This window comes from Peribacillus sp. NPDC094092, assembly GCF_050279365.1.
Taxonomy (GTDB): Bacteria; Bacillota; Bacilli; order Bacillales; family DSM-1321; genus Peribacillus.
In genome coordinates, this window is sequence record NZ_JBNNUC010000006.1 from 46,168 (window position 1) to 71,613 (window position 25,446).

Below are 25,446 nucleotides of genomic sequence, written 5' to 3' on the forward strand. Positions count from 1 at the left end.
CTAAAAAATAACCTCTTACGGATAAGAATCCAAAGAGGTTATTTTTATCGAACTTTATTCTAATTGATCAATCTTTTTTGTAAAACTACAGTTAAACTAACCTGCCCCGTTAGTTCATTAAGAAAAACCGAAATTAAATCATTTCGGTTTTTCTTTTTTATATACGTTAAACTCTTTTTAAAACGCTACGATTTTTTTAATCTGTACAACTTTCTTTCAAATCGACACAAAAGGCTATATCGAGATAGCCAGTTGAATCGGGTGTACAACCTGATTCTTTTTTCATTCAGTCAGTGAATTAATCATAAAAGATTAAATGCATATCACTGTCAGTCCTTGATTTTGCAAAGAATTCGGCTTCATTTCCACCATCAACAAATTTACCAATACCCCAGAAATACCCGCATTTTCCTCGTTCTATATATCTAGTTCCTACATAATCATTATAACTATCAGGATCGTACTCCCATAATTCAACTTTCAACTTTCCTGCTGGCCCCACGTAAGGATCGCGGCAAATCTTATAATCTCCGCCTGTAGAGTCATACACATGACTTTCAGCACCATTAGAATAAAGGGTTTCTTCCCCTAAGTAATCCCAGCCACTGGCAAATGTAGAAGAAGGGATCAACAACGCAGCTACCAATGCCACAACACTCATTAAAAACTTTTTCATACTCATTCTTCCTTTCCCGTTTTGACTTAAAAAAATCATGCTCTTTATAATATGTTGCTTTGAAAAAAGTTTGATTAAAATCAGTTAAAAAAGCCCCCGATTACTGAAGAACGAATATAAAGCCTTGGTACCAAATGGCCCTGACATTTATTTATGATACGGTTCACCGCACATATACAAGCAGTGTTTTTTAACACTGTCAGCCTTTTCATTTTACACTTCTACTTTAAATCGACGATGCTGAGGAAGCAGCTGCTTGATCAGCCTTCACACAATCAATTGCAACAACGAGTGCAATAATAATGGTTTCCATCTCTTCATCCATTATTTGAACCTTGTAGCTATCGCCCCAAGTGAACCACTCCTTGCCCACTTTACCTGCGATTTTACCATGCTGTAAAACTTCAAAATCCATATCCCACCAATTGCCATGTACTTCAATGCCTGCCGCATCAATTGTATATCGTGCTTTTAAGAAGGAAAATTCCTTCTTTATTGTTAATACCTCTCGACCATTCACCTCAACCAAAAACTTTGGTAAAAAGCTGAACACCTTTTTCGTAATGAGTGCTACTTCATCTCTTGCTGTATTCATAATGGAGAAAGTCTTTGGAACTTGCATAAAACTTCCCTCCACGTAATATATATCCTTCTCCTGCTGATCCTTTACTGTAAATTTCCCGCTAAGACTGAATACCTTCTGCTTTATATAAAGCTGCCTCATCCTTATGCCTCCCAACCTTAAGTCTTTTACATTACTTACGTTTGAAATGGGTATCGGTTCCAATCTTATGCATTAAATTCCAAATAATAGCTCCACTCAAAAGCCCCTTCTTTTCGGTTCACCACTATTTATCCTTAACTAATTTACCTTTTGTGAAGTCAGCAATTCTTCCTTCGCACTCTGGCCCAGTTGTTGAACAATTTTTATGTACCCTTGAACTATCCTGCCTTGAATATGTATGCTAATTGTAAAGATCGTACACATTCAAAAGGCAGCCAATTGGCGGCCCTCTTATGGCGCTAACACAAAGGTTGCTTCAACAACCTCCCTTATTGATGTAAAGCATGTATTCCCTGACTTTCTTTGAGTGTGGGGCGTTGAGAAAGTATCTTGCTGAAAGAATCGAGACTTATCTTTTTATTCAGCTGCCTAAGCCAATTGAGTATCCAAATGTTTTAAAAATTTCTGCTGGAGATTACTGGTGTATTCTGCTACTGAAATTTTTAGTGAGGGATCGATTTCTGATGACGAGTTTTTTGTCACCGAATCTGAAATTCATGGGAATAATTCACTCTATCATCAATTGAAAAAAGAACGTCGAATAAGAAAAACATAGGGAGATTTTAGTCTTCCTATGTTTTCATTCAAATTATTTATCTGTTTGTTTTTGCTTCTTTTTCAAATACTCCGCACGTAATTTTTCAAGGTGCTGCTTTTTATCAAATTTGGCAGGCTTCTGTTTTTCATGAAACTTTGTCACAGCTACCTGACCTTTAGTATCCAATTGATATTTTCCCACTTTGTTCACCTACTTTTCTTGTCTTTAAAGAAAATCTATTCAACAAATATAATATACCTTATTTTACTGAAGTAAACCTTTTACTTTATTAGTGTACTGCTAACTTTGCATATATCAGTAAAAACATTAAAAACTTAGTAAAATAATTCATCGCCAAATGGTATTCATTTCATTGCTATAATCAAAATAAAATGCCTTGACACTCTGCATAATCCTCAATAATTCTATTTCTTGTTTGTTCAGCTGTCTTCTAAAGGTCCAATTGTTCGGTAAATAAGGTTTAAATTAAGGATGTTTTTTACATTCAAAAGGCCACTAAATGATGGCCTTTTCAGGAACTAACACAGTTATTTCTTACACAGTCTGTTAATTCACTTCGATTTACTTTTTTTGAATAGAATTCACTGTTATAAATATTAACAAATCGCGCCCTTTAACGGAACAACTCTATTACCACTCAAAAATTCGCTTGATCCATTTTTAAATTTCAGATGTACTTTATCTTTTCGACATAAAAATACCCCTTTAGAGGATATTATCCAAAGGGGTAAATCGGTGTAACTTTGATAGTGACTTTATTTCAAAGCCGCATCATTTTTCCTTAATTCAGCTAAATAGGGCCTGACGGCACTTTCAACTAGATCATGAACCTCCTATCATGAATGATTGCTTGTATTTTTTAGTTCCTTCATAAGTTCAACATCATATCAAATGAAGAACGTATTCTTATAACGTTTGTTCGTTCTACGGTTGGTGCTGATTGTTCGTTCGCTTGTTTGACCTGTTCTTTACCACGTTTTATGCCAACGTTAAAACGTTGGTTGGTATCGTTAATAGGTTCTTTATTTTATTCAATGCTTTTCTTATTAATTTTTCTGAAAGATGAACATCAGCCCTTTTGGCAATATTCGTTGGTGTATCAGTTAATTAACTCAAGATTTTACCGATTTTCATTTAGTACGCTCACGGGAAAACCAATACTTTTTTTTGATATTTCGATAAGTCCCAATGTCTTTGATCAGCTCGGCAATAAGATCATAACCGCAATATGTATGCCTCAGCGTGCTAAATTCATCTAATGTGACATAATCATCACTCTTTAATTCAACGTGACACTCTCCACAACAAATCCCCATATCCAACACCTCCAAAAAGTATATTGATATATTCGCCGAAACTTGGTGGCCTTCCTTCTTTCGTACAAAAAACAAGTCTATTGACGGGTCTTTTAATGTTTGTGAGTTTTTCAAAATTATCTAGACCTAATTATAAAAAACCTTAATAAATAAAGGAGAGTGCATATTAGACATGTATAATATGCACTCTCCTTTTTTCTTTTAGTGAACTAACGCACCCAATAGTTCAAAAACATACTCTTTCGTAAAAGAAAAATGAATCGGGCGGCTTTTTGGGGTTCGATTTCCCAAAAGGGTAACCTAAAGCTTCTGTCCCACTAGCTTTATTCTGCCCTAACTACGCTTTCGAAATTACTTTTGTGGGATCCGTCACAAAAAGGTTTATTATCGGAAAGTCCACATCTGCATAGGGAAAAGGCTTCTTTTGTTTCAATTTTATTCCCTTCACCATCGACTAGCTCTACATTCCCTGATACACGTAATGAACCATTATCATTAACTTTAATAGTAGCTATAATAAATCACCTCTTTTTTAAAACATTTTTGCCATGAGGGGATAACTTTAAACGATAAATAAGTTCTACTTCCTCAATATTATTTGATTGACATCCTGCAATCACCAAAAGAAGAAGTGTTATACCAATAAAAACACACCACATTTTATCGCCCTCCCCCTTATTTTTAGAGGATATTACTTTAAAAAGTTCCAAAAACCTTATTCTACTAACCTGATCCTTTAGCTGCATAAGAAAAAGCAATCCTTCTTAATGAAGAATCGTACCCGTTAGTTAAGGAATCGACTTTTTTACTTCTTCTTAATGAACTAACGCACCCTTTAGTTTAAGTACATTTGTTCACATGTTAGTTCAAATAGAAGATAAATTAAAAAAGAGCAGATAATGTTTAGTTATCTGCCCTTCCTTTTTAACGGTTGGAATGACTATTGATTGCCTAGACTAGAACATTATCATTACGACCAAACGCCCAACATTATATCCCGCTAATACTATTGAAAATCCACCAAATATATAAATACTTACTTTAATAAAATTATTTTGTTCACTAATTTAATAAAGTTTTCAAATTGATTTTCAAGTTATATCCCCTCTTGCATAGTCGTGCTAATTTATTTTTTTTTAAGGGGACAGTCCCCATTAAAAATGGTAAAGGAACCCGGTATGACTGCATACCGATAGGGGACTGTGCGAATAAAAAAACCGGACGGCATCAGCCGTCCGGCCCATTCTGTATTCCATTATTGTTTACGAAGTTCAAAGGTTTTACAAGCCGTTTCCTCAACATTGTCAGCATCATTGTTATCAAGGCCCACGACATAAATGGAGTCAGCAACACATTGATTCCCCTCGGCCCAGTACGTACAATTCTCTACGTTACACAAAACTTCGAGTTTCATAAAATGTCTCCTCCTCTTTATCGTTTAGTAACATATTCCCGTTTTTGGATATGGATAAACTCACATAAGCTTCTTTCTTCTTCTATGGAATAACCTAATGACAATCCTAATAAGTTGATTTCCTCTTCTGGCAATTGTTCTAGCACTTGTTTTAACCAAATAGCTTGATCCATATTAGTTTTGATACGTTTTGTTTTCATACTTAACCCTGGCTCACCTATCAAATCAATTGAATAAACAGGTTTTTAGCCGTTCTATTTTCACTGTTTGTACTATATTGTACAAACCTTTTTTCTATTAATGAATATACTAACTCGGTGATTAAAATAAACTCTTTTAATCCTATTCCACATTGCAAACCTTTTGTAGATACCACATATCTTCATAACAGATGTGAACCTGATTGGGCAGATCAAAGAGAACAGTGTAATCAAAGACGCCGTCAGAACTGTAACTGTACTTGTCCTCCGAGAAGTCCCGGCGAAACGTGTATAGAGAGATGCCTCTCAAATCTTAGTGGGTGTCTTTCAGCTTGCAGGCGTGATCGATCATGTGAAGATTTGTGTTTAAGACTATTTGATGGGTGCGTCAACAATGCTAATTTTTTAAGGGGATTTTTGTAATTAGGGTGTCATAAAGTCGGATTGGTTTTATTTTTGCAGACTTTTCCTAACAAGAAAAAGAGAGCCTGTTGTTCCGGCTCTCCTCTAAGTTGAGTTTTTCACGATATTAAAAACCAATCTCCTTCACACTCACGAATTCAAAAGTTTACTTATTAAGTCTTCGAATTTATCGTCAAAAACTTTCAAGTCAAAATTGCTTGGTAAGTTTCTGCTTTACACTTATGAGCTCATATGGAACTGATAAAGAATAGGCCTCTATCTTGCTGTTCATAAATCCTTTATTCACTTTTATAAGCAATATCGGCCTATGACCTGTTATCCAGTTCATTTGTGCTTTCTTATCGTTAATGGTCGCATCATGTCATGGTCTTCGTGCTCTAACTTATGACAATGCCATACATACTTGCCGGCAAATGGTTCAAATCGCATGATGATTCGAACCGTTTCTCGCGCGTTGACTGTCACTGTATCTTTTAAGCCAAAATCAGTGGGAAGAGGTTGTTTAAGGTTTCCATTACTGTCACGGCGTTCAAGGACGAGAAAATTCACCAAGTGAAGATGAATTGGATGGCCACCGTCAGTCATGTTTTCCAGCTCCCAAATTTCAACCGAATCAAGTAGAGGTGTTTCTGTCACTGGATCATCCCACTCTTTTCCATCTAACAAAAGCATAGGACGTCCAAATTCATCCTGTGTCTCCACAAGAGTTAAGTGTCTTACCTTTTTGACTTCTTTGAGTGGAATATGATCAATATTACTTAACATCGCCGGCACTTGACTTTTGTCCTTTCCTTTTAACGGCTTTGTCACTTTGAAGGCCATCACATCACCTGTAGGATTCCCTAATTCAAACTGGTTTTGCAAGATGATGGTTTCGCCTTGCAATTTTGAGAAGTCCACAACGATGTCAATCCGCTCAGCTGAACCAACTAGTAGACTTTGTACCTCAATCGGCCGTTCAAGAAGCCCCCCATCTGTTCCGATTAAAAAAAAGGACTGAGAATTACTTAATTGAAACTGGTATGCGCGAGAGTTAGAAGCGTTTACTATACGAAATCTGTATTTGCGGGGCTCCACGTTTAAAAAAGGCCAGACTTTCCCGTTCACTACGATTGTTTCTCCAAAAAAACCAGGAACGATAGATGGAAAAGGTAAATCTGGTGAGGGATTGCTTGGCTGGGCTGGATAAAACAGAGAACCATCCGGATTAAATGACTTATCCTGGACGATGAGTGGTACCTCATATTTTCCCTTCGGAAGAGGCAGCGCCTTCTCTTCTTCATCGCGTATTAAATATAGGCCTGCAAGACCTGCATACACATTTAACCGGGTGATACCAAGGGCATGGTCATGATACCAAAGAGTGGTCGCTCTTTCACGGTTTGGGTATTTGTAGGTCTTTGTTACAAATTCCGGTCCTGTTTGCCCAAAATTTTTGGTAAACCACGCCTCTGGGTGTCCATCACTTGCTGGGGTACTCGGACTTCCGTGTAAATGTACAACGGTTCGAACTTCAGGGTTATGAGAAGCCCCATGAATCGTTGTATCGATGGGTAAAAAATGTTTTTTAGGTAATTCATTTTTCCATTTCACGTATATAGGTTTGTCTTTCTTGACTTCAAATGTTGGACCAGGCACTAACCCGTTATACGCCCATACTTTCGTTTTGGGCAAATTTTGATGAAATTGATGGCGTGTTTGTTTCATTCTTACAACATAAGGGTTATTTTTGGAAGTTTTTCTTGATTTGATTACCTGCGGAATTGGTAGTCGATCAACAAATTTCTTAAATTTCATGTTTGCTTTTTTTCACTCCTTTAATTTATAAATATTGAAAACAAAAAAGATTCATGGCTTGAACCGTGAGAGTGGTCGAAAGCAAAAAGAGATATAAATGGCCTTGTACCAACTCTTCAAATGGAATTTCGGGAAAACACCGGAAACTTCATTCACTAACGCCACACGAACACAATGGAATACTGCCTCATTAAAATACAAGCTCCATTTTATTTTATGGCGTTAAAAAAGTTGTGAAACGACACTTGTCCGAGCTGTAAGTATAAAAACACTGGAAATAGTAAAAGGGTCTACCCCACATCCTCCCTTTCTATCAAATTATGAGATGAATAAGGGGAGTGCTTGTGTAAAGTGAGCCAAACAAATGTATAGGTAGAGCGTTAAAATTTTCTGTTTTGTACGACATAAAAGAGCTTTCTTAAAGAGCGCCGATCTTCACCTAACGCACCTGTTAGTTGTTAAGAAAGGCGTGATTCTTATAAAAGAATCACGCCTTTAATGGAAGCATATACATTTTTTGTTCATATTCCGCATGGCCACTTATGGACAACATACTATCAATTTTAAGATCTATGTTGCTTTTCTTACGTTAATGGAGAGCATTCTAAATAACAAAATAGATGCAATCAAGGCGATGATCCCATTAATAAGGAATGAAACTTCAGCGCCGAATATCTGCCATAACAAACCTGTAAGCAAAGAAGCCGGAAATAGGCCAATCCCCGTAATCATGGCATAGAAACCAAGGGCAGTTCCTTTACTTTCCGGATTGGATATATCAGCAACCAGCGCCTTTTCAACTCCTTTAGTAAAAGCTGAATACAGCCCATATAATGTAAATAGACCGATCAAACCAATCGTTGTATGTACTTCCGCAAAACCAATATATACAAATCCATATAACGCATATCCTACAGTTAGGATACCTCTTCGTCCGTATCGATCTGAAAACGCCCCGGAAATATATGAAAATAAAGACGCTGTAAGGTGAAAGAGTAGATATAATAATAGAACATTGGCAGTAGAAACTCCTAAATCTGCCGCTCTTAGTAAAAGAAACGAATTTGATGAATTCACAATAGTAAAGAGAAAAACAATAAACAATAATTTTTTTACATTCGAATTTAGAAGTTTCACGTCAAGTTTAGGCTTTGTGGCAGGCCGCATTTCTTTAGCCATTGGTTCAAACTTTCTTTCCTTTATGCCCAATAAGAGTGACCAACCAATAATTACAGGGATTAAAGAATACAGGAAAACATCATGATAGTTTTGATTTCCATTCATCTGTAAAATGAAATAAGCAGCTCCAATCCCGATGGAGGCCCCTAACATATCCATCATTTGATGTAATCCGAAAACCCTTCCTTGCTTACTTTTTCCTCCAGACTCAGATATAAGCGCATCCCTTGGAGCCGTTCGTATCCCTTTACCCGTACGATCTATCAGTTTCCATATGAAAACGCCGACCCAGGAACTTGAAATAATCAAAGATATTCTTCCTAAACCCGATAAGCCATAACCAAACAAAGCAAACCCTTTTCTATTTTTCAAACGATCCGAACGGCGACCAGAGAAAAATTTCAAAAAACTTGCCAAGGTTTCTGATAAACCATCTACAATCCCAATAATCAAAGGGCCAGACGAAGCAAGAATAATTGGGATTAAAGGAGTCACCATATAGGTGCCCATATCTGTAAAAAAACTAACGAAGCTCAATATCCAAATGTTGCTGTTTTTCAATTCGAAACCGCCCCTTAAATAAATCATCATCCATTTTCTTTCCTGACATAAACAAAATTTCCAATTTAAGAAATTATATCATTTTATAAACTAAAGAATGAGCATTAAAATCAGAATGTTTAAAATATTTCATTTTAATGATTTTTCTCCTTCACCTTGTTTGTTCAGATACAAATAAAAGAACACAGCCCTGAATAACATACCTTCGTTTTAACCAACTTTATTTAATGCACATCTTTATTGTCATTAACTTTATCAGGTCTTTTGAATCGGCCACCATCTTCCTATTTATTTATCATTTGGTAAAAAATGTAGGTTAATAGCATTATTTGATTTGGAATGTATTGTCAAACTTTTTTTTTTGTAGTAACCTATCAGCGATTTAAATCGCACCGACCTAATAGCGCACTAGTCCATGGGTAATAAACAGTTGTTACTGCTCAATAAGGGAGGAATTATAATGTCCAGGTTACACAAGCAATTTTTCACAATTGTCCTTGTCATGCTATTGACCCTTGGCATCTTTGCACCTGTACAGACACAGGCAACTTCAGAAGGTGGAGGATACTGGGTTCCAGACGACAAGATCAAGAAGGCAACCGAACTTATGAAACAAGGTAAATCCCTCGGGGAGCTTGAAATCAAACAAGATCAAATCCAGCAAAAAGAAGGCATTCAGACATTGAATGAATTGTTGGAAGCAGACCAGCAAAGTAAATCGACATACAGAGCGAACTTGGAACCTCCGATCAAGACGGCGGTCGGATGGGTACCCCCGGAATTTGACTATGATCATATCCAGACTGTGGATGAATGCCGGAGAAGTCCTGACAGCAGTTCAGAAACAGGGTATATCAAGAACCGCTATTCCTTCTGTTGGTCCCATGTGGCGACATATCAAGTCCCTGTAAAATGCATCGCAGGGATCTGTATAAACGCAGGAGTTCAATTTCAATTCACGGAAATAGGTTATGGTTCCAACCAAAGCCGGAACATGAGGATCTATTATACACTTGACGATATCATCGTGACCGATCCAGCTTTAAATGGAGCCAAGTTGAAAATCGATATGGTATGTGAATCGAAATTGAACGCAGGAGACTGTAAAGAGGATTCCGGCTATCCACCGACGGAACGAACGATCGCCCACTGGAAAAACACGAACTTCGATACAGAAATCTTCACCTCAGAAGCGCCCCCAGCAACTGATTCAAATCCTGACCAGTTGGGATACATGGAATTTTGGCCGAAACTCACCCTTACCCATTCAGCAAGGAAATACAAAAAAAGCATAGATGGCATCAAACAGACCGTCCGTTATGACTCTGCAAAATACATGTTCGCTTTCCCGGATCAATATTTCCGGCAAGGAGCCGTTTTCAGCAAAGCAACACCGGTCTTCAATGTCCCGATCACGAAACCGGAATTCGAAATGCTAACTGAAGCCGGCCAGCATTGGAAGGACGCCATGGATCACCCAGAACAGACAAAGCCTCAAATGGTTGGAAAGAAAATACCGGGAGCTGTAGGAGACAGCACACTGACACGGATGTATACTAAACGTCATCAGGACGAATACAACCGTAATAGGAACAAGACAAGAAGGATTTGTGACCGGGAGTTCAAAGATGAGGATCGGACAGGAAAGCAGTGTGACGAATATCCTTTCGCTTCCACCTGGGAAGGTTCATCGACGAACGGATCGGATAATTTTTCTGTAAGAATGATTTCCGCTGATTCGAACGGTGCTGCAGGGACATGGCTCGGTGCCTGGTACGCCTATGACCGGATTTTGGATGGAGATGCTTTTAATGTGGAGGTCGAAGCTCCCGAGAAAATCGCGACGATCCGATCGGAAGGCCAGCCCCAGGACGGCCAGGATAACCGCTCAAGTGATAACTTCACGATCGGGAACATCCCTGCTTACGCGACCAAGTTACAATGGAAAATCGTCGATGGTCCTAAAGATGCAAAATTCGATGTCATGAAAGACATCAGCTTCGGTATCGACGAAACGATCTTCTATGATCTTACAGACGGGTCCGAGTCAGAAATCAAAACGAGTGAAGATTTTTACATCGCCAGACCGGAAAACACCGATGGAGAAAGCTTCACTGTCGAAGTCTATGCAATCCCTTAATGATAGAAGTTTAGTTGAATAAAAGACGAAGGCTAGTTAAAAGAGCTTAGGTATTCCAATCTAAGCTCTTTTGAGTATTTACTTCCATCATATCCCCGATAAAAACATGCAAATGCTATTTATATTTTTCATTAAATCCAGCAAACAACCAGGAAGTTTTTTTCATAACTCCCCCTTTTATCCCCCCTAATGACAACTTTATTTCTTGTTTTTTTCCTCCTTTGTATCCTTTAAAGAGAAAGAAGCATGTATTACAATATACCAATAGTTATAAAATGTAATTTAAGTAAATGATTACATATCATTAATAGGGGGCTAAGTAGGGGAATTTTCTGTAATTCACACCGATTATCATTTGAATCTTAAAACATGGTAGTAATAATCTGTATGTCATTAATATTTTAAAGAACCTTATTGCATATGAAATAAGGCCGCCCAAAAGGAGAATCTATCAGGTCATAATACAAATTAATGTATTAAATTTACGATCATTTTTTTTGAAAATTATTTCTTTTTGGAAAAGTAAAAGTCATGGAGGTTTTAATTTGGCTACTAGAGTACCATTTTCATTTATATTGGTTATTGGTTTAATGTTATTTGCACTATTTTTTGGGGCAGGAAATTTAATTTTCCCACCAATGCTTGGTCAATCAGCAGGCATGAATATCTGGCCAGCAAATGCAGGGTTTTTAATAACAGGAGTTGGCTTACCGTTACTTGGTGTGTTAGCACTCGGTTTTTCAGGGAAAGATGATTTACAGTCGTTGGCTAACCGGGTACATCCTTTATTTGGTATTGTATTCACAACCATCCTTTATCTCGCCATTGGTCCTTTATTTGCTTTGCCTAGATCAGGAAACGTTTCTTTTGAAATCGGTGTAAAACCTTTTTTGTCCGACAATTCAGGTCCTGTACCTTTACTTATTTTCACCATCATCTTTTTTAGCATTACGTGCCTTTTTTCGATCAATCCCGCGAAAGTTGTCGGAATTGTCGGGAAAATATTAACACCAATCAAGATTACGTTCATTGGTATCCTAGTTGTAGTTGCTTTTAATCATCCAATCGGGGATTTTCAAGCGCCCATTAAGAATTATTCAGTTCAACCATTTTTTAATGGGTTTAGAGAAGGCTATTTAACAATGGATACGCTTGCATCTTTTGTTTTTGGCATCATCATCATTAATGCCATTAAAGAAAAAGGTGCTAAAACCAAAAAACAAATTATGGTTGTTTGTGCAAAAGCAACTGGAATTGCTGCCTTTTTCCTGGCAACCATGTATTCAGCTCTTTCTTATATGGGTGCTTCAAGTGTAGAAAAACTTGGACACCTGGAGAATGGAGGCACTATCTTGGCAAAAGTCTCGGATTATTATTTTGGAGCTTATGGCGGGATATTATTAGGATTAATGATTACAGTAGCTTGTTTAACAACAAGTGTCGGACTTGTTACATCTTGTTCTTCATTCTTCCATAAATTGTTTCCAAAGGTACCTTACAAAACGATTGCTATTAGTCTATCTATTTTTAGTGCAATAGTTGCCAATATTGGCCTAACACAGTTAATTGCTGTTTCCATCCCTCTCTTAACGGCTATTTATCCATTAGCCATTGTATTAATTTTCTTGACATTCTTTCATTCTTTTTTTAAAGGGAAAACTGAAGTGTATCAAGGAAGCTTACTTTTAACCTTTATAATTAGTTTATTTGATGGATTAAATCGAGCCGGTATCCACTTTTCTTCCATTAATAATTTTTTTAATGAAATCCTTCCTATGTACGATGTCGGACTAGGCTGGATTATTCCAGCAATTGTTGGAGGATTTATAGGGTTTAGCAGTAGCATACTACGAGGGAAATTCGGTCTTAATCCCCCAACTAGCAGTTAAGAAACTATTAAAAAAGGTCAACCAGTGATTTTTTACGGGTTGACCTTTTTTAATTGAATGTCGAGTCCTGGAGCCCTTTTAGCCCACCTGGTCCCTCTTAAAAACAGGCTGCTTAACGTCACTTTTTTAGTACAATCATTTTCTATTTATTTTTGTTTTTAAGGGCCTTCATTACTTCTTTTGTTGCCTCAGCAATAAGCTCGTCATTATAATCAGCATCTTTTTTATCACGGCTTGAAAGTACAGCAAGAACAATTGGGTCCCCTTTTGATGGCCAAATGATCGCTATGTCATTTCGCGTACCATATGATCCTGCTCCTGTCTTATCAGCCACTGCCCAACCTTTCGGCACTCCAGCACGAATTAACGCATCTCCAGTAGTATTTCTCTTCATCCAATCTATTAAAAGTTCTCGTTTCTCGGTTGGAAGTGCATCTCCCAATGTAAAGGCCTGAAGACTAGTGGCAAGTGCTCTTGGAGTACTCGTATCATGAGTTTCACCAGGATTAACTTCATTTAAATCTGGCTCAAATCGCTCCGGGTTGGTAACATTATCCCCGATTTCCTCCAGTGCCTTTTTAAATCCAGCCGGTCCCCCAAGCTGTTTAAGGATAAGGTTTCCAGCAGTATTGTCACTGTATCGAAGAGAAGCATCAGAAAGCTCCTTAAGAGTCATCCCCGTATCAACATGCTTTTCTGTAATCGGATTATAATTAACAAGATCCTCACGTGTATAGGTAATTCTTTGATTGAGTTCATCTAGTGATTTCTGTTGTAAAAGTGCTCCTACAGCTAGAGCCTTATGAGTAGATGTATAAGCAAAACGCTCATCAGGATGATAGGTGACTGTTTGGTTTGTACCAGTATCCAACGCAAAGACACCAAGTTTAGCATCAAATTTTTCTTCAAGTTTGGCAAAATCATGATTTTTGGCAGTTTCTTGTTTTTTAGGTTTAGTTAATTCAGCATTAACATTATTGTTTGAACAACCTAAAAGCGTTGCACATGAAAGAAATAGAACAGGCACAATTTTTCTGATTGCGGAAGTACTAAAAATGTTGCTCAATGATTTCATTTACATTCAACCTCTTTCTTAAAATATTTATTATGTATTCTCCTTGGATGGCAGCCGGATCTTTACCTCTAGCACCCTATCTTTTGTTCATGATGTAAACCTCCTGATTATTTGATTAGACTCTTATGTACGAGTTGAAAAAACCAAGGAGTTTTTACAGATTACATTTGTAGTCTTATTACATCTGTAGTACAGTATTACATATGTAATCAAAGAAAGTCAATTTTTTATTTTTTCACCCTCAAGCCACTATAAATTTGCTATATACCTGTTTTTTAAAATTTAAAAGTCAAGAGAGGTGGTATTGAAGGACATGTTTTTAACTCATTTTATAATCGGTCTATTGGTGTCTTCATTTTCCGTTGCTGTTATTCTACTTATACGAAAATGGTTTGGAGGGCAATTAACAGCAAAATGGCACTATCATTTGTGGATGTTTCTTTTTATGGCTTTAGCACTTCCATTCATTCCTACTGATTTATATGATTTTAGTACCCTCTTTAACGGTGGGGATCCCTATCAGACTAATGCACCCAGCTCTAATATGAAAATGACTGGAACTGATATGACACAAAGCCTGCAACTAATACAAGACTTTTCTGTATCGGTCAATCGGCCCGACCTGTCCTTATTCAATATTGGAGTGATGGGTTTATGGATATCAGGGATGCTTTTATTTACCTTTACTATGGTTCGTGGATGGCTCACACTTAGAAGGATAAGGAATCATTCTTCTCCGTTTTCCAATCAAGAAGTTCTCGAGCTTTTCGAAGAATGCAAAAAAAGACTACAGATCAAAAAATCAATAAAGATTGTCATTTCGAAAAAAGTCCAATCTCCAATGATATTCGGACTTTTTCAAACATATATCGTCTTACCTTCCCAGCATGAAAACTGGCTTAGCTTGAAAAATTACGAGTATATCTTTCTTCATGAACTGAGTCACTATAAAAACAAAGATTTGCTGACAAATTACGTGATATTGTTCTATCAAATCATTTATTGGTTTAATCCTCTTGTCTGGCTTGCTTTTAGAGAAATGAGATTGGATCGGGAAATCGCATGTGATACATCTGTTTTACAGTTACTAGATGATCATTCATTTAGAGAATATGGAAATACAATCATTAATTTTTTGGATCTTTCAAAACGGTCAAGTACGCTACAGACCGTGACACATTTAAATGGTTCGAAACTTCAAATCAAAAAACGAATTGAACGAATTTCTGCCTATAAACATTCCACAAAGAAATCATTAAGAAAAAGCGTCTTTATTTATGTGCTGGCCAGTATGGTTTTGACAATCCAATTACCTTTCGTTTCCGCATTTGCGACGGAAAACGACCGATACTATTTTAAAAATGATGGAGTGGTTTTTGAGGATTTACATCCATTCTTTAAAGGGTATGAAGGAAGCTTTGTTTTATATGATCATGACGCACAGCAATATCGCATTTATAATGAAGAGAAAAGTACGTTGCGGGTATCGCCTGATTCCACATATAAAATCTATAGTTCCTTATTTGCACTGGAATCAAATGTGATATCACCCGAAGAATCCACCCTTTCCTGGGATGGGACGGAGCAACCCTATGACGCTTGGAATATGGATCAGGATGTCTCATCCGCTTTACAAAATTCCGTAAACTGGTATTTTCAAGAATTGGATCACAGAACAGGATTTGAAACAATACAATCCAATCTACAAGCGATAAACTATGGAAATACTGATGTATCTGGGGGATTGGGAGAATTCTGGCTCGAATCCTCATTGAAAATTTCTCCAGTCGAGCAAGTCCAATTGCTGCAAGCCTTTTATTACAATCAATTGGGATATAAGGAAAGGCATATCCAAGCTGTGAAGGAAGCCCTGATCTTAGAAAAGAATGAGGAAGCGCGTCTATCAGGAAAAACAGGTACAGGAACAGTGAATGGAAAAAACATCAATGGTTGGTTCATCGGGTATGTAGAGACGAAGGCCAATACTTATTTCTTTGCTACCAATATCCAAAATGAAGATGATTCATCTGGAAGCAAGGCCGGAGAAATTACTTTATCAATTTTAAAAGATTTAGGAATCTATAAAGAAGATGGTGGGGAGAAAAATGGAGAAAAACATTCCTAGCATATCAGAATCAGAATGGGAAATCATGAACGTGCTTTGGGATAAAGCCCCTCAAACAGCAAATGACATCATAGTTTCCTTACAAGAGAGTACCCATTGGAAGCCGAAAACCATACGCACTCTTCTCGATCGATTGGTTCAAAAAGATGTAGTGGGTGTCAATAAAACTCAAAGAGTTTACACCTTTTACCCGCTCTATACACAGGAAGAGTGCCAGCGTGCCGAGACCGAATCATTTCTCAAACGTATCTATGGAGGTACCCTGAAATCCATGCTTGTCCAATTCATTCAGGAAGATTCCCTATCTGATGATGATATCAATGAACTACGCTTTATTTTAAATAAAAAACCTAAAAAGTAATACTATCAAAAAAGCGATTTGGCATTTTTCCAAATCGCTTTTTTCGACCGAAATAGCTCCCAATGCTAAATAAACAAAACCAAATATGGAAACAGCCATACCTTCAAAACCTCCTACAACTAAAAGGCCAGATATAAAATTAATCATGCCTAAAAAGATGAAAATAAGTGACAAGCAATGGCTATTCTTTTTTTGTTCTTTGTAAGGGCTATTCCAAAAGTAACTAGAAGAATAAAGGTTATCAAGCAGCTAGTATAAAAAGAGAATATAATGTCCATTACATCACCTCTTTAGAAATAAAATTAGGTTATTTAAATACCAATATTATTGATATTTATGACACAGTACGAAGACGCCAACCTGCCCGTGAGTTCATTAAGCAAAAAGGCTGCCAAATGGCAGCCTTCGATCAGTTTGCAGCAATTTAAGGTCATTTGTAATCAGCCCTTTAAAAATGCTAGCAGTGCTTCATTAAATTCTTTGGCATGTGTTGCATTGAAGCCATGTGGACCACCCTTTATTAAAGTTACCTTAGAACCAGGAATTGCTTCATGTGTCAGCTTCCCACTATATTCATATGGAACAATTGCATCAGAATCACTATGAAGAACAAGGGTAGGTATATTGAACTTGGCTAAATCCCCTCTGAAATCCGTTTTGCTGAAAGCAGAAATACATTCTAGTGTCCCTTTAGGCGATGCGCCCGCTGCAATATCCCTATTGTAAAGTCGGAATGGTTCACTGACTAAGTCAGTTCGATCTCCAGCAGCAAAAAAACCTTTCGTAAACTCATCAAGAAATGCTAGGCGATCCTTTTTCACTCCATTTTCTAACCCTTGTATGGCTGCATCATCAAATGCTCCCTCAGGATGTTCTGCTGACTTGTAAAGAAATGGTGGTACAGCACCTGCAAATACAGCCTTCTCTACTCTATCTGTTCCATAAGTTCCGATATAGCGGGCAACTTCTCCACCCCCCATTGAAAATCCGACCAGTGTCACACTTTGGATATCCAAATGCTCTAGTAACAGATGTAAATCAGTAGCGAATGTATCATAATCGTAACCGTTCCATGGTTGAGAAGATTTCCCGAACCCTCGACGGTCATAAGTTATGACTCTGTATCCAGCCTCAACGAGAGCAGGAACTTGATATTCCCAAGATCGACCACTTAATGGCCAACCGTGAATTAATACTACCGGCTTCCCTGTACCATGGTCCTCATAATATAGTTCAATCGGTGTTTGATTTTCGGTTCCTACGTTAATTTTCCCCATTTTTCTACCTCCAAAAAATATTCCGATATATATCCCATACTCCAATAATACGGATGAATTCCGCAGCCTATTTATTCACGTTTTTTGTCGCAGACTCCAAGCATGAAATCCTATTGTTCCGATGATTCATTTCCTTTTTGTAACAATGAAATTGAGCGGAATCATCCATGACTGTCAATGATTCAGCAATGATACGATTATAAGAATTATTGCATAAACTGCCACAAATAAGGCCAATGGTTTTGGTCATATCCCCTCCTTGTTTGTAATACCTATTCATGATACTATACTTTATCAAGCGTGGGAATAGATTCCAATAATGGAATAATAAGATTAAACGAAGATAAGGTTACATTTCGAAAAGCCTTGAATTCAATAGAGTCCAAGGCTTTTTGTGTATGGGTTCCTTTAATATAATGTCTGGATGAAAAGAATTGAATAAAAGGATAGACAACTAAAGTAAGACAAAGGGTTGCAAATCAAGATATATCCCTTACGTCTTTTTGAACTTTACATTCAAATCCCCAAGAAGCAGTATGTTAGTCAGGACCACAACCATTCCTATAACACCTCTTCATCCTGGATAGTTCCAGGGTGAAGTCATTCCTTGTTGAACTATCCTGCCCCATTAGTATTAAAATCCGCTCAAATCTCGGGATATACTGAGTGCCATTTGTGAATAATAAGAGTGTTAAACAATGGATTAAGGAGGACTTGCATGCTACAGGATCACCAAGCTAAAAAGAATTCGGGTTCAATTATGAAACCAGGATTTTCAGGAACTGATGCACAAAAAGTAAAACAGGAAATTCAAAAAGATGTAAGCGAAGGACAAGGTGCAATGACCTCCCGAGAAGCAGGATCAATGCGGGATTAAAAAACCACTCTGAGTGGTTTTTTATTTTTTCTGCTTTAGATTTCAGAGTGTTGCATACTAATGATTAAAACAGAAAACTATCATTCTCGACATATGCTTATATTTACATGCATGATATCTTTTTTGTTCGTATAATAGAATAAAGGGAATTAAAAGAGTTTAATTTACAAGAAGAGGAGCAATTTGTTCTGTGGAACCAAAAGGCGAAGAAATAAACAGCTTAGCATTAAAAGTCAGAGAGATTATTCAATCTTCAGGATGTCAAAATGAAGATGTAATTTTTCTGTGCATTGGTTCAGACCGATCAGTTGGGGATTCATTAGGCCCTTTAGTCGGGACAATGCTTAAAGAGCTTACGGTGCCCTATCGTGTTTACGGTACTTTGGAAAATCCCGTTCATGCATTTAATTTAAAAGACACGTTGAAAGAAATAAAAAAACAATTCAAAAAGCCTCTTATTTTTAGTGTGGATGCTTGCTTAGGGGATCAAAACCAGGTTGGTTATGTTTTCTTGAAGGAAGGGCCGCTTGTCCCAGGGAAAGCTTTAAAAAAAGTATTGCCGGAAGTGGGAGATTATCATATTACAGGAATGGTCAATTATATAGATCCGCTGCCAACGATGCAATTTTTAAATGATACTCGTCTATACACGGTTATGAACCTTGCGAAAACAATCGTAACAATAATTACTCAAGCTGCCGGCGAGGATCCTGGTACTTACTAAAAGAATGGGCAGTGCCAAAACCACTATCAATAATTGGTTCTGGCACTGCCCTATTTCATTTAAATCCGAAGAATTCATTAGATAATATTTTAAACAATAGCCCCTGTCAAGATAGCAACAATGATTAGGACTAATGAACATATTAGAGCCCATTTAAATGCATACCGCTGCAGTTCCCCGATATCTCTCTTTACCATCCCTACTAATAATAGAGTCGAAGCCACGAGTGGACTTAAGAAATGTACTGGCTGTCCCAGTACGGAAGCCCTGGCAATTTCTAAAGGGCTCACACCATAAGCTGCTCCTGCTTCGGCAAGAATTGGCAAAACGCCAAAGTAATAAGCATCATTGGATAAAACGAACGTAAATGGCATGCTGGTGAGCGCAACGACCATCGGAAAAAAAGAGCCTAAAGAATCCGGAATGATGGCCACTAATGAATTTGCAATGGCGTCGACCATTTTCGTACCGGAAAAAATCCCTGTGAAAATACCTGCCGCAAATACTAAAGTCACAACCGTTATGGCGTTTCCTACATGTGACACGATTCGCTCTTTTTGCTGTTCTAGATTAGGATAATTAATGACGGAAGCAAGCACAAAACCGATTAGAAACAATACCGGTACCGGTACTAAGCCCATTACGAGCACGATCATGACTGTGAGCGTTAACAAAAGATTGACCCATATTAATTTAGGGCGCTTTAAATCGTATTGTATGGCGGAAGCTACCGCTGCTTCAGCATAAGCTCCTTTCATTTCAGGTGCAGCTTTGATATGAACAACACCTAGCCTTTTACGCTCTTTTTTCCCAAGTACATAAGCGGTAAAAAGAATGGCTGCTATTCCTGCGAATAGTGTTGGGATAATCGGGACAAAGAATTCATTCGCATCCAGACCTAAGGATGCTATTGCTCTTGTTGCAGGTCCTCCCCAAGGAGTCATACCACTCATGATACTGACAGCCAGCATAGAAATGGTTGCCAGTATCAGTGGATTCATGCCCAGACGTAAGTAAAGCGGCAGCATAGCGGAAATCGTAATCATATGTGTTGTGGTACCATCTCCATCTAAGGCAACGGTCATTGCAATTACTGCTGTTCCTATCGCTATTTTAACCGGATCCCCTTTTACGATTTTTAACATAGTTTTAATAAGTGGATCAAATAATCCAGCGTCAATCAGTACTCCGAAAAACAAAATAGCAAACAGTAGCAAAGCTGCTGAAGGTGCGACAACCTTTATCCCTTCGAGCATCATATCTCCGAGCTCTGGACCAAATCCGCCAATCAATGCAAATAAAATTGGAATGACTACAAGGGAAGCAACAGGTGATAACCATTTTGACATGATTAAATAAGTAAAAACGACAATCATAGAAATTCCAAGTAACGTAAGAATATGTATCTCCTCCTTCGAAAGAAACCGCTTACAAAACGGATAAGTAGTTTGAATAATCGAAAAATATTATATAATACTTTTAGTTACCCTGCTGCTAAGTTTTCTACTTTTAGAATAGTTCATATCATTAAATAAGTGAAATACATATTTTTTGAGCTTTTATGAAAAAAAAACTTATAATCCAGCTAATTTATAAAGACATCTAAAAGGCACAATGAAATTCTCAATAATTTCATTGTGCTTTTATGCTAAAGGTTGGAGTTTTTATTCAAAAAATCAATAAAGTTTTTTACAGCAGAGAGTTTTAATGAGTCCTGGTTAAACATTAACCATGTATTTCTTAATACAGGCTCCCCATTTTTGTAGGATAACCCGTATGTATGCAAGTTATCTGAAGGCTGCAGGCATATTTCCGGCAAAATAGAAACACCAAGATCGTTTTTTACCATTTCTTTGCATGTCTCCTGCCTATCTGTTTCCATAGTTACAAATGGTGGCTCCGGGAATCTATCATGCCACCAGCCATTTATTAAGTTTTTTAAAGAACTGTCTGTTTTATAATTTATGAATGGAAGTTGTGGCAAATCATCTAAGTCTACCTCTTTTTTAGAGATTAAACAAAGCCTTTCTTTATGCAGGAGCGATTTGATTCCATACCATTCATAGTTGCCACGCAGAATGCCTAATTGAACAGTAGAGGAATTTAGGAGATTCATGATTTCTGTACTCCAGCCTGTATTCACATTAAATTGTACATGAGGATATTTGGTCGAAAACTTTTTCAATATTTCTGGTAGTTTATATTGGGCAAAGTTGCTGGAAACACCAATCCTTAACGTTCCCCTTACCTCATTTTTCATATTCAGCATATAATCCTTCGTTTTTTGCAACTTTTTCACCATTTCTTCCGCGTAACCTGCTAAATGTATCCCTTCGGAAGTAAACTCAATTCCTCCTTTTATTTTGAAAAATAGGTCCGTCCCAAACTCTTTTTCTAAATTTTTAAGCCGATACGTCAACGCGGGCTGCGATATATATAAACGCTCTGCGGCACGGCTAATGTTTTTTTCTTCATATAATATCCTTATTGCAATCCAATCTTTTTCGTCCACCTAACCATCTCCCCCTTTTTGATTATAAGTTTTATTATTGTTTTTATTAAAAAAATATGTATTTTACTTATGAATTAACTTATCATACTATATTTTCAAAGGAATCGGTAGTGCTATAAATATTGGTTAAGAAAAGGTGGTTATACAATGAAAGTACCAGTAGTTGTAATGCGCGGCGGGACAAGTAAAGGCGTTTTCCTAAATTTTGAACATATGCCTTCGAATCGCTCACATTGGGAAGGATTCTTACTTGACGTGATGGGGAGCCCGGATCGGAGACAGATTGATGGCATTGGTGGAGCGAATTCATTGACAAGTAAAGCAGCGATTATCAAAAAATCGGATTCACCCGAATTCGATGTAGAATATACTTTTGCACAGATCAGCATTGATAATCAAATGGTTGATTTTAAAGGGAATTGTGGAAATATTTCATCTGCTGTAGGACCTTACGCAATTGAGCAAGGCTTAGTCCCTGCTCAAGAACCTGTTACAACGGTGAGAATTTTTAACGTGAATACACAAAAATTGATTATTGCAGAAGTAGAGGTTGAAAATGGACATGTAAAATCAGAAGGGAACTGCTCAATTCCAGGCGTTCCTGGTAAAGGATCACCCATTTATCTTTCATTTACCCGTGCAGAAGGAGCAGTTACAGGAAAACTTTTTCCGACAGGAAATCCGATTGACATGATTAAATCCAAGGATCGGCTGATTCAAGTTTCGATTATTGATGTTGCCAATCCACTCGTTTTTGTAAGGGCACAAGATATTGGTCTCAGCGGAAGCGAATTACCCACTGATTATTCACCGGAAAAATTAAGTGAACTTGAGGAAATCCGCTCAATTGCAGCCGAAATGTGTCAATTTTCCTCAAGGAAATCAGCAACTGTCAAATCTCCTGCTGTGCCTAAATTGACCCTAATTGCTCCTCCCATGGATTACGTCGATCTAAGCGGATCGGAAAGGAAAGCGTCAGAAATGGATTTGATGATCCGAATGATGTCGATGCAAAAGCCCCATCAAGCGCTTGCTATTACAGGAGCCATCTGTGCAACTGCAGGAGCTTACTTACAGGAAACGATTTTATCTGAGATGGTGAACATTAAACACGAAATTTTTCGATTAGCCCACCCGGCGGGGATAATGGAAACAAAGGTTGATTTCCTTGCAGGACACATACGCGCTATTAAAGTAGTACGCACAGCAAGAATCATTTTAGAGGGATACGTGTACACCAAAAATAATTACGAGCTTTCCTATCAATTAGCTTGATTTGAATTCATTTGCCATTTACAGCAAAAAAATTCATTAGTTAGGAGGGGCTTTTCAAATGTGGGTCATCACTGTCTTTTTAAAAGAGAATATTAAAATATTTGAATTTGACACAGAAAAAGAAGCAAAAGAACTATTCAAAAATATTAAAGGCAATAAAATCCTTTCTGAAATTATTTATTTCAATGATCCTTGTTTTGTGTAAGTGAGTTTTCAATAGAACCCAGACTCCACTGTATTGCCCTTCAACTTTGAAAACGGGTAACACTTGATAACTCAGCACTTACTTCATGCGTGATCCTTTCTAAGCAGATGCTAAAAGGGATACAATCGCAACATCTAAAAAGCTGCTATGGATAATACATTTCTACGTTTGACCTTTATATGATGAGTTTTAATCAAGGGATTAACAACTTTACTTTTGAAGTGCCAAACAGCCAAGAACTTTTTTAAGCCTTGGCTGTTTTTCATTCTTCTGTTTCATGTATTGCTTTTTTGGACACATTCTTATCTAATTAACTATTCTAGGAAAAGACTCAGTGATTATTGATAGTTTCCTCTTTTTCTAGCGCATAGTGGGCTGCGGATGAACCAGCTAATTTTCCAAAGACTGCTCCAGACATTAAACCGGATCCGCCAGGATAGTTTTCATAAAAAATCCCCCCAACCATTTCACCAGCAGCAAAGAGACCTTTTATCGGTTGTTCTTCTTTGTCTAATACATGACCCGATGCATCTACATGTAAACCACCGAACGAGAAGGTGATTCCGCACGTTACAGGGAAAGCATAAAATGGACCCTGCTCAATTCGAAGTGCCCAGTTGGATTTAGGAGGGGTAATTCCTTTCGTTCCTTTGCCATCTTTCTCTGCGGGTCTATATTCGCCATCTTGTACGGCACTGTTATACTCTTCGATCGTTTTAAGAAATTGTGTTTGATTGACCGGCAGTAAACTAGCCAACTCTCCAAGCGTATTTGCTTTATAAATAGTAGCTTCTTCAAGATCATATTCTTTACGCAGCATTGGTCGTACCTGTGCATCATAAATTTGATATGCCACATGTCCAGGCTGTTTTAATATCTCACGGCCGTATTTGGCATAGGTGTAATTTCGCAAATCTGCTCCTTCATCAACAAACCGTTTCCCTTCATTATTAAGCATGACGCTGTACGGATAAGAATGCTTTTTAAAAATATCTCCCGGCTTCGTGAAGTCCCCTACTTTTGGCGCATTATAATCTGTCCCAATAGAATGACATCCAGACCACTGCCCAAATTTTTGAGCCCCCACTGCCATAGCCATGGAAATGCCGTCCCCTGTGTTGAACTCGGTTCCGCGAACAATAGCCGCTTCCCATTCTTCACCAATATTTTCACTTCTCATTTTCTTATTGGCTTCAAAGCCGCCACAAGCTAAAATCACGCTTGAAGTCTGAACTGTTACCCTTGTATGTTCCATCTCAACAACCACACCGGTTATTCTATTATTCTCCGATACAAGCTCCACGGCACGGGAATCATACCAAATGTCGATGCCAATTTCTTCTGTCCGCGCGAAAAGCTGTCTCATTAAGCCGACGCCTTTATCTTCTGTTTTGATAGGCAGTCCGCCCCAGAAATGACGCTTGCTATCTTGTACGAAGGATTGATTTTCATAATTTAATTCGAATTTAATTCCATGTTTACGCATCCAAACAATTGTTTCATACGATTGTGAAACCAACTGCTTGGCTAATTCAGGATTACTTTGTCCACCTGTTACTCGCATTAAATCATTGTAATAATCGGATTCCGTGTATTCAGGCATTACAATTAGCTCGTATTCTTCATCTGTTAATTCTGGTATTATATTTCTGATTGCATCTAAATTATTGTATGCAACACGAATGGCCCCATCCGTGAAGAAAGAGTTCCCTCCACGCTTTTCCACTGGTCCCCGTTCTAACACAAGAACTCTAGCGCCGCCCTCTTTTGCTGAGATTGCGGCACATAAAGCTGCGTTCCCTGCCCCTACTACAACTACATCATACTTTTGTGTATTTGGCATTTTTACCCCTCCTGTTAAGTAATGATAACTCTTGTAAAAATAATAAGTGAAAAACAAAAATAAAAAAAATATTGTTTTTTTATTCATTGACATAAAAATAGTTTATGAATAAATCCTAAAAATCTTATTGAGATTGTTGATTAACATAAAAAAAGATAGATTTTTTTCATGGATTAGTTGTATTATTCTTTTAGAAATCAAATAAATTATCGTTATTTATATTTATCCATAATT

The 25,446-nt window shown here is 37.5% G+C and carries 23 protein-coding genes and 1 pseudogene; 8 read left to right on the plus strand and 16 right to left on the minus strand.

The features are described 5' to 3' along the window. Positions 1-298: 298 nt before the first annotated feature. The 9 genes from ACQKNS_RS22690 to ACQKNS_RS22730 form a co-directional block, all read right to left on the minus strand. The gene (locus ACQKNS_RS22690) at positions 299-676 is read right to left on the minus strand and encodes a hypothetical protein (protein ID WP_427645524.1); all 378 of its coding nucleotides are present in this window, start codon (positions 674-676) and stop codon (positions 299-301) included. Between the two features lie 226 nt (positions 677-902). Then, positions 903-1,400, minus strand: coding sequence for an LURP-one-related/scramblase family protein (locus ACQKNS_RS22695; protein WP_427645525.1), 498 nt, complete (start codon positions 1,398-1,400; stop codon positions 903-905). Between the two features lie 649 nt (positions 1,401-2,049). Then, the gene (locus ACQKNS_RS22700; RefSeq protein WP_427645526.1) at positions 2,050-2,199 is read right to left on the minus strand and encodes a hypothetical protein; all 150 of its coding nucleotides are present in this window, start codon (positions 2,197-2,199) and stop codon (positions 2,050-2,052) included. A gap of 950 nt (positions 2,200-3,149) precedes the next feature. After that, positions 3,150-3,335 (minus strand): hypothetical protein, encoded by a 186-nt coding sequence (locus ACQKNS_RS22705; RefSeq protein WP_427645527.1) that lies wholly within the window; start codon positions 3,333-3,335, stop codon positions 3,150-3,152. A 323-nt stretch (positions 3,336-3,658) separates the two neighbouring features. Next, positions 3,659-3,853 (minus strand): CDGSH iron-sulfur domain-containing protein, encoded by a 195-nt coding sequence (locus ACQKNS_RS22710; RefSeq protein ID WP_081109037.1) that lies wholly within the window; start codon positions 3,851-3,853, stop codon positions 3,659-3,661. Positions 3,854-4,590: 737 nt separating this feature from the next. Further along, entirely contained in the window at positions 4,591-4,749 is a 159-nt protein-coding gene (locus tag ACQKNS_RS22715; RefSeq protein ID WP_076368582.1) for a DUF1540 domain-containing protein, read from the minus strand. Between the two features lie 17 nt (positions 4,750-4,766). Then, on the minus strand, positions 4,767-4,949 hold the full coding sequence (locus ACQKNS_RS22720) for a hypothetical protein (protein ID WP_427645528.1): 183 nt from the start codon (positions 4,947-4,949) through the stop codon (positions 4,767-4,769). 747 nt (positions 4,950-5,696) lie between these two features. Next, on the minus strand, positions 5,697-7,169 hold the full coding sequence (locus ACQKNS_RS22725; protein ID WP_427645529.1) for a multicopper oxidase family protein: 1,473 nt from the start codon (positions 7,167-7,169) through the stop codon (positions 5,697-5,699). Positions 7,170-7,739: 570 nt separating this feature from the next. Continuing rightward, complete coding sequence (locus ACQKNS_RS22730) at positions 7,740-8,939, minus strand: MFS transporter (RefSeq protein ID WP_427645530.1); 1,200 nt, start codon at positions 8,937-8,939, stop codon at positions 7,740-7,742. A gap of 430 nt (positions 8,940-9,369) precedes the next feature. Here ACQKNS_RS22730 and ACQKNS_RS22735 point away from each other — a divergent pair, with 430 nt between their 5' ends. Next, positions 9,370-11,049 (plus strand): NucA/NucB deoxyribonuclease domain-containing protein, encoded by a 1,680-nt coding sequence (locus ACQKNS_RS22735; protein ID WP_427645531.1) that lies wholly within the window; start codon positions 9,370-9,372, stop codon positions 11,047-11,049. Between the two features lie 545 nt (positions 11,050-11,594). Then, positions 11,595-12,938 carry a branched-chain amino acid transport system II carrier protein gene (brnQ, locus tag ACQKNS_RS22740; protein ID WP_427645725.1) on the plus strand — a complete coding sequence of 448 codons (1,344 nt, stop codon included), beginning with the start codon at positions 11,595-11,597 and terminating at the stop codon, positions 12,936-12,938. Positions 12,939-13,080: 142 nt separating this feature from the next. Here the strand turns inward: brnQ and bla are convergent, their stop codons facing one another. Further along, on the minus strand, positions 13,081-14,013 hold the full coding sequence (gene bla, locus ACQKNS_RS22745) for a class A beta-lactamase (protein ID WP_427645532.1): 933 nt from the start codon (positions 14,011-14,013) through the stop codon (positions 13,081-13,083). A gap of 313 nt (positions 14,014-14,326) precedes the next feature. On the opposite strand from bla, the gene ACQKNS_RS22750 reads away from it, so the two are divergent. Further along, complete coding sequence (locus ACQKNS_RS22750; protein WP_427645533.1) at positions 14,327-16,138, plus strand: BlaR1 family beta-lactam sensor/signal transducer; 1,812 nt, start codon at positions 14,327-14,329, stop codon at positions 16,136-16,138. After that, positions 16,119-16,499: a penicillinase repressor BlaI gene (gene blaI / locus ACQKNS_RS22755; RefSeq protein WP_427645534.1), complete on the plus strand. Its 381-nt coding sequence runs from the start codon at positions 16,119-16,121 to the stop codon at positions 16,497-16,499. The genes ACQKNS_RS22750 and blaI overlap by 20 nt, the downstream gene beginning before the upstream one ends. Here the strand turns inward: blaI and ACQKNS_RS22760 are convergent. The 3 genes and pseudogenes from ACQKNS_RS22760 to ACQKNS_RS22770 all read right to left on the minus strand — a co-directional run. Beyond that, on the minus strand, positions 16,476-16,748 hold the full coding sequence (locus ACQKNS_RS22760) for a YesK family protein (RefSeq protein ID WP_427645726.1): 273 nt from the start codon (positions 16,746-16,748) through the stop codon (positions 16,476-16,478). The genes blaI and ACQKNS_RS22760 overlap by 24 nt on opposite strands. A 191-nt stretch (positions 16,749-16,939) precedes the next feature. After that, complete coding sequence (locus ACQKNS_RS22765; protein ID WP_427645535.1) at positions 16,940-17,776, minus strand: alpha/beta fold hydrolase; 837 nt, start codon at positions 17,774-17,776, stop codon at positions 16,940-16,942. Between the two features lie 148 nt (positions 17,777-17,924). Further along, positions 17,925-18,026 (minus strand): annotated as a pseudogene (locus ACQKNS_RS22770) (NADPH-dependent FMN reductase); the annotation flags it as partial. 468 nt (positions 18,027-18,494) lie between these two features. On the opposite strand from ACQKNS_RS22770, the gene ACQKNS_RS22775 reads away from it, so the two are divergent. Next, positions 18,495-18,653 carry a hypothetical protein gene (locus tag ACQKNS_RS22775; RefSeq protein WP_427645536.1) on the plus strand — a complete coding sequence of 53 codons (159 nt, stop codon included), beginning with the start codon at positions 18,495-18,497 and terminating at the stop codon, positions 18,651-18,653. Positions 18,654-18,843: 190 nt separating this feature from the next. Next, positions 18,844-19,377 carry a spore protease YyaC gene (yyaC, locus tag ACQKNS_RS22780; protein ID WP_427645537.1) on the plus strand — a complete coding sequence of 178 codons (534 nt, stop codon included), beginning with the start codon at positions 18,844-18,846 and terminating at the stop codon, positions 19,375-19,377. Between the two features lie 89 nt (positions 19,378-19,466). Here yyaC and ACQKNS_RS22785 read toward each other — a convergent pair whose 3' ends face one another. Together ACQKNS_RS22785 and ACQKNS_RS22790 are read right to left on the minus strand one after the other, a co-directional pair. Further along, positions 19,467-20,777 (minus strand): CitMHS family transporter, encoded by a 1,311-nt coding sequence (locus ACQKNS_RS22785; protein WP_427645727.1) that lies wholly within the window; start codon positions 20,775-20,777, stop codon positions 19,467-19,469. A 248-nt stretch (positions 20,778-21,025) separates the two neighbouring features. Next, positions 21,026-21,889: a LysR family transcriptional regulator gene (locus tag ACQKNS_RS22790; RefSeq protein WP_427645538.1), complete on the minus strand. Its 864-nt coding sequence runs from the start codon at positions 21,887-21,889 to the stop codon at positions 21,026-21,028. A 147-nt stretch (positions 21,890-22,036) separates the two neighbouring features. On the opposite strand from ACQKNS_RS22790, the gene ACQKNS_RS22795 reads away from it, so the two are divergent. Next, complete coding sequence (locus tag ACQKNS_RS22795) at positions 22,037-23,164, plus strand: 2-methylaconitate cis-trans isomerase PrpF family protein (protein ID WP_427645539.1); 1,128 nt, start codon at positions 22,037-22,039, stop codon at positions 23,162-23,164. A 58-nt stretch (positions 23,165-23,222) separates the two neighbouring features. Continuing rightward, positions 23,223-23,369, plus strand: coding sequence for a hypothetical protein (locus ACQKNS_RS22800; protein WP_427645540.1), 147 nt, complete (start codon positions 23,223-23,225; stop codon positions 23,367-23,369). Positions 23,370-23,700: 331 nt separating this feature from the next. Here the strand turns inward: ACQKNS_RS22800 and tcuA are convergent, their stop codons facing one another. Next, on the minus strand, positions 23,701-25,212 hold the full coding sequence (tcuA, locus tag ACQKNS_RS22805; RefSeq protein WP_427645541.1) for an FAD-dependent tricarballylate dehydrogenase TcuA: 1,512 nt from the start codon (positions 25,210-25,212) through the stop codon (positions 23,701-23,703). Between the last annotated feature and the right edge of the window lie 234 nt (positions 25,213-25,446).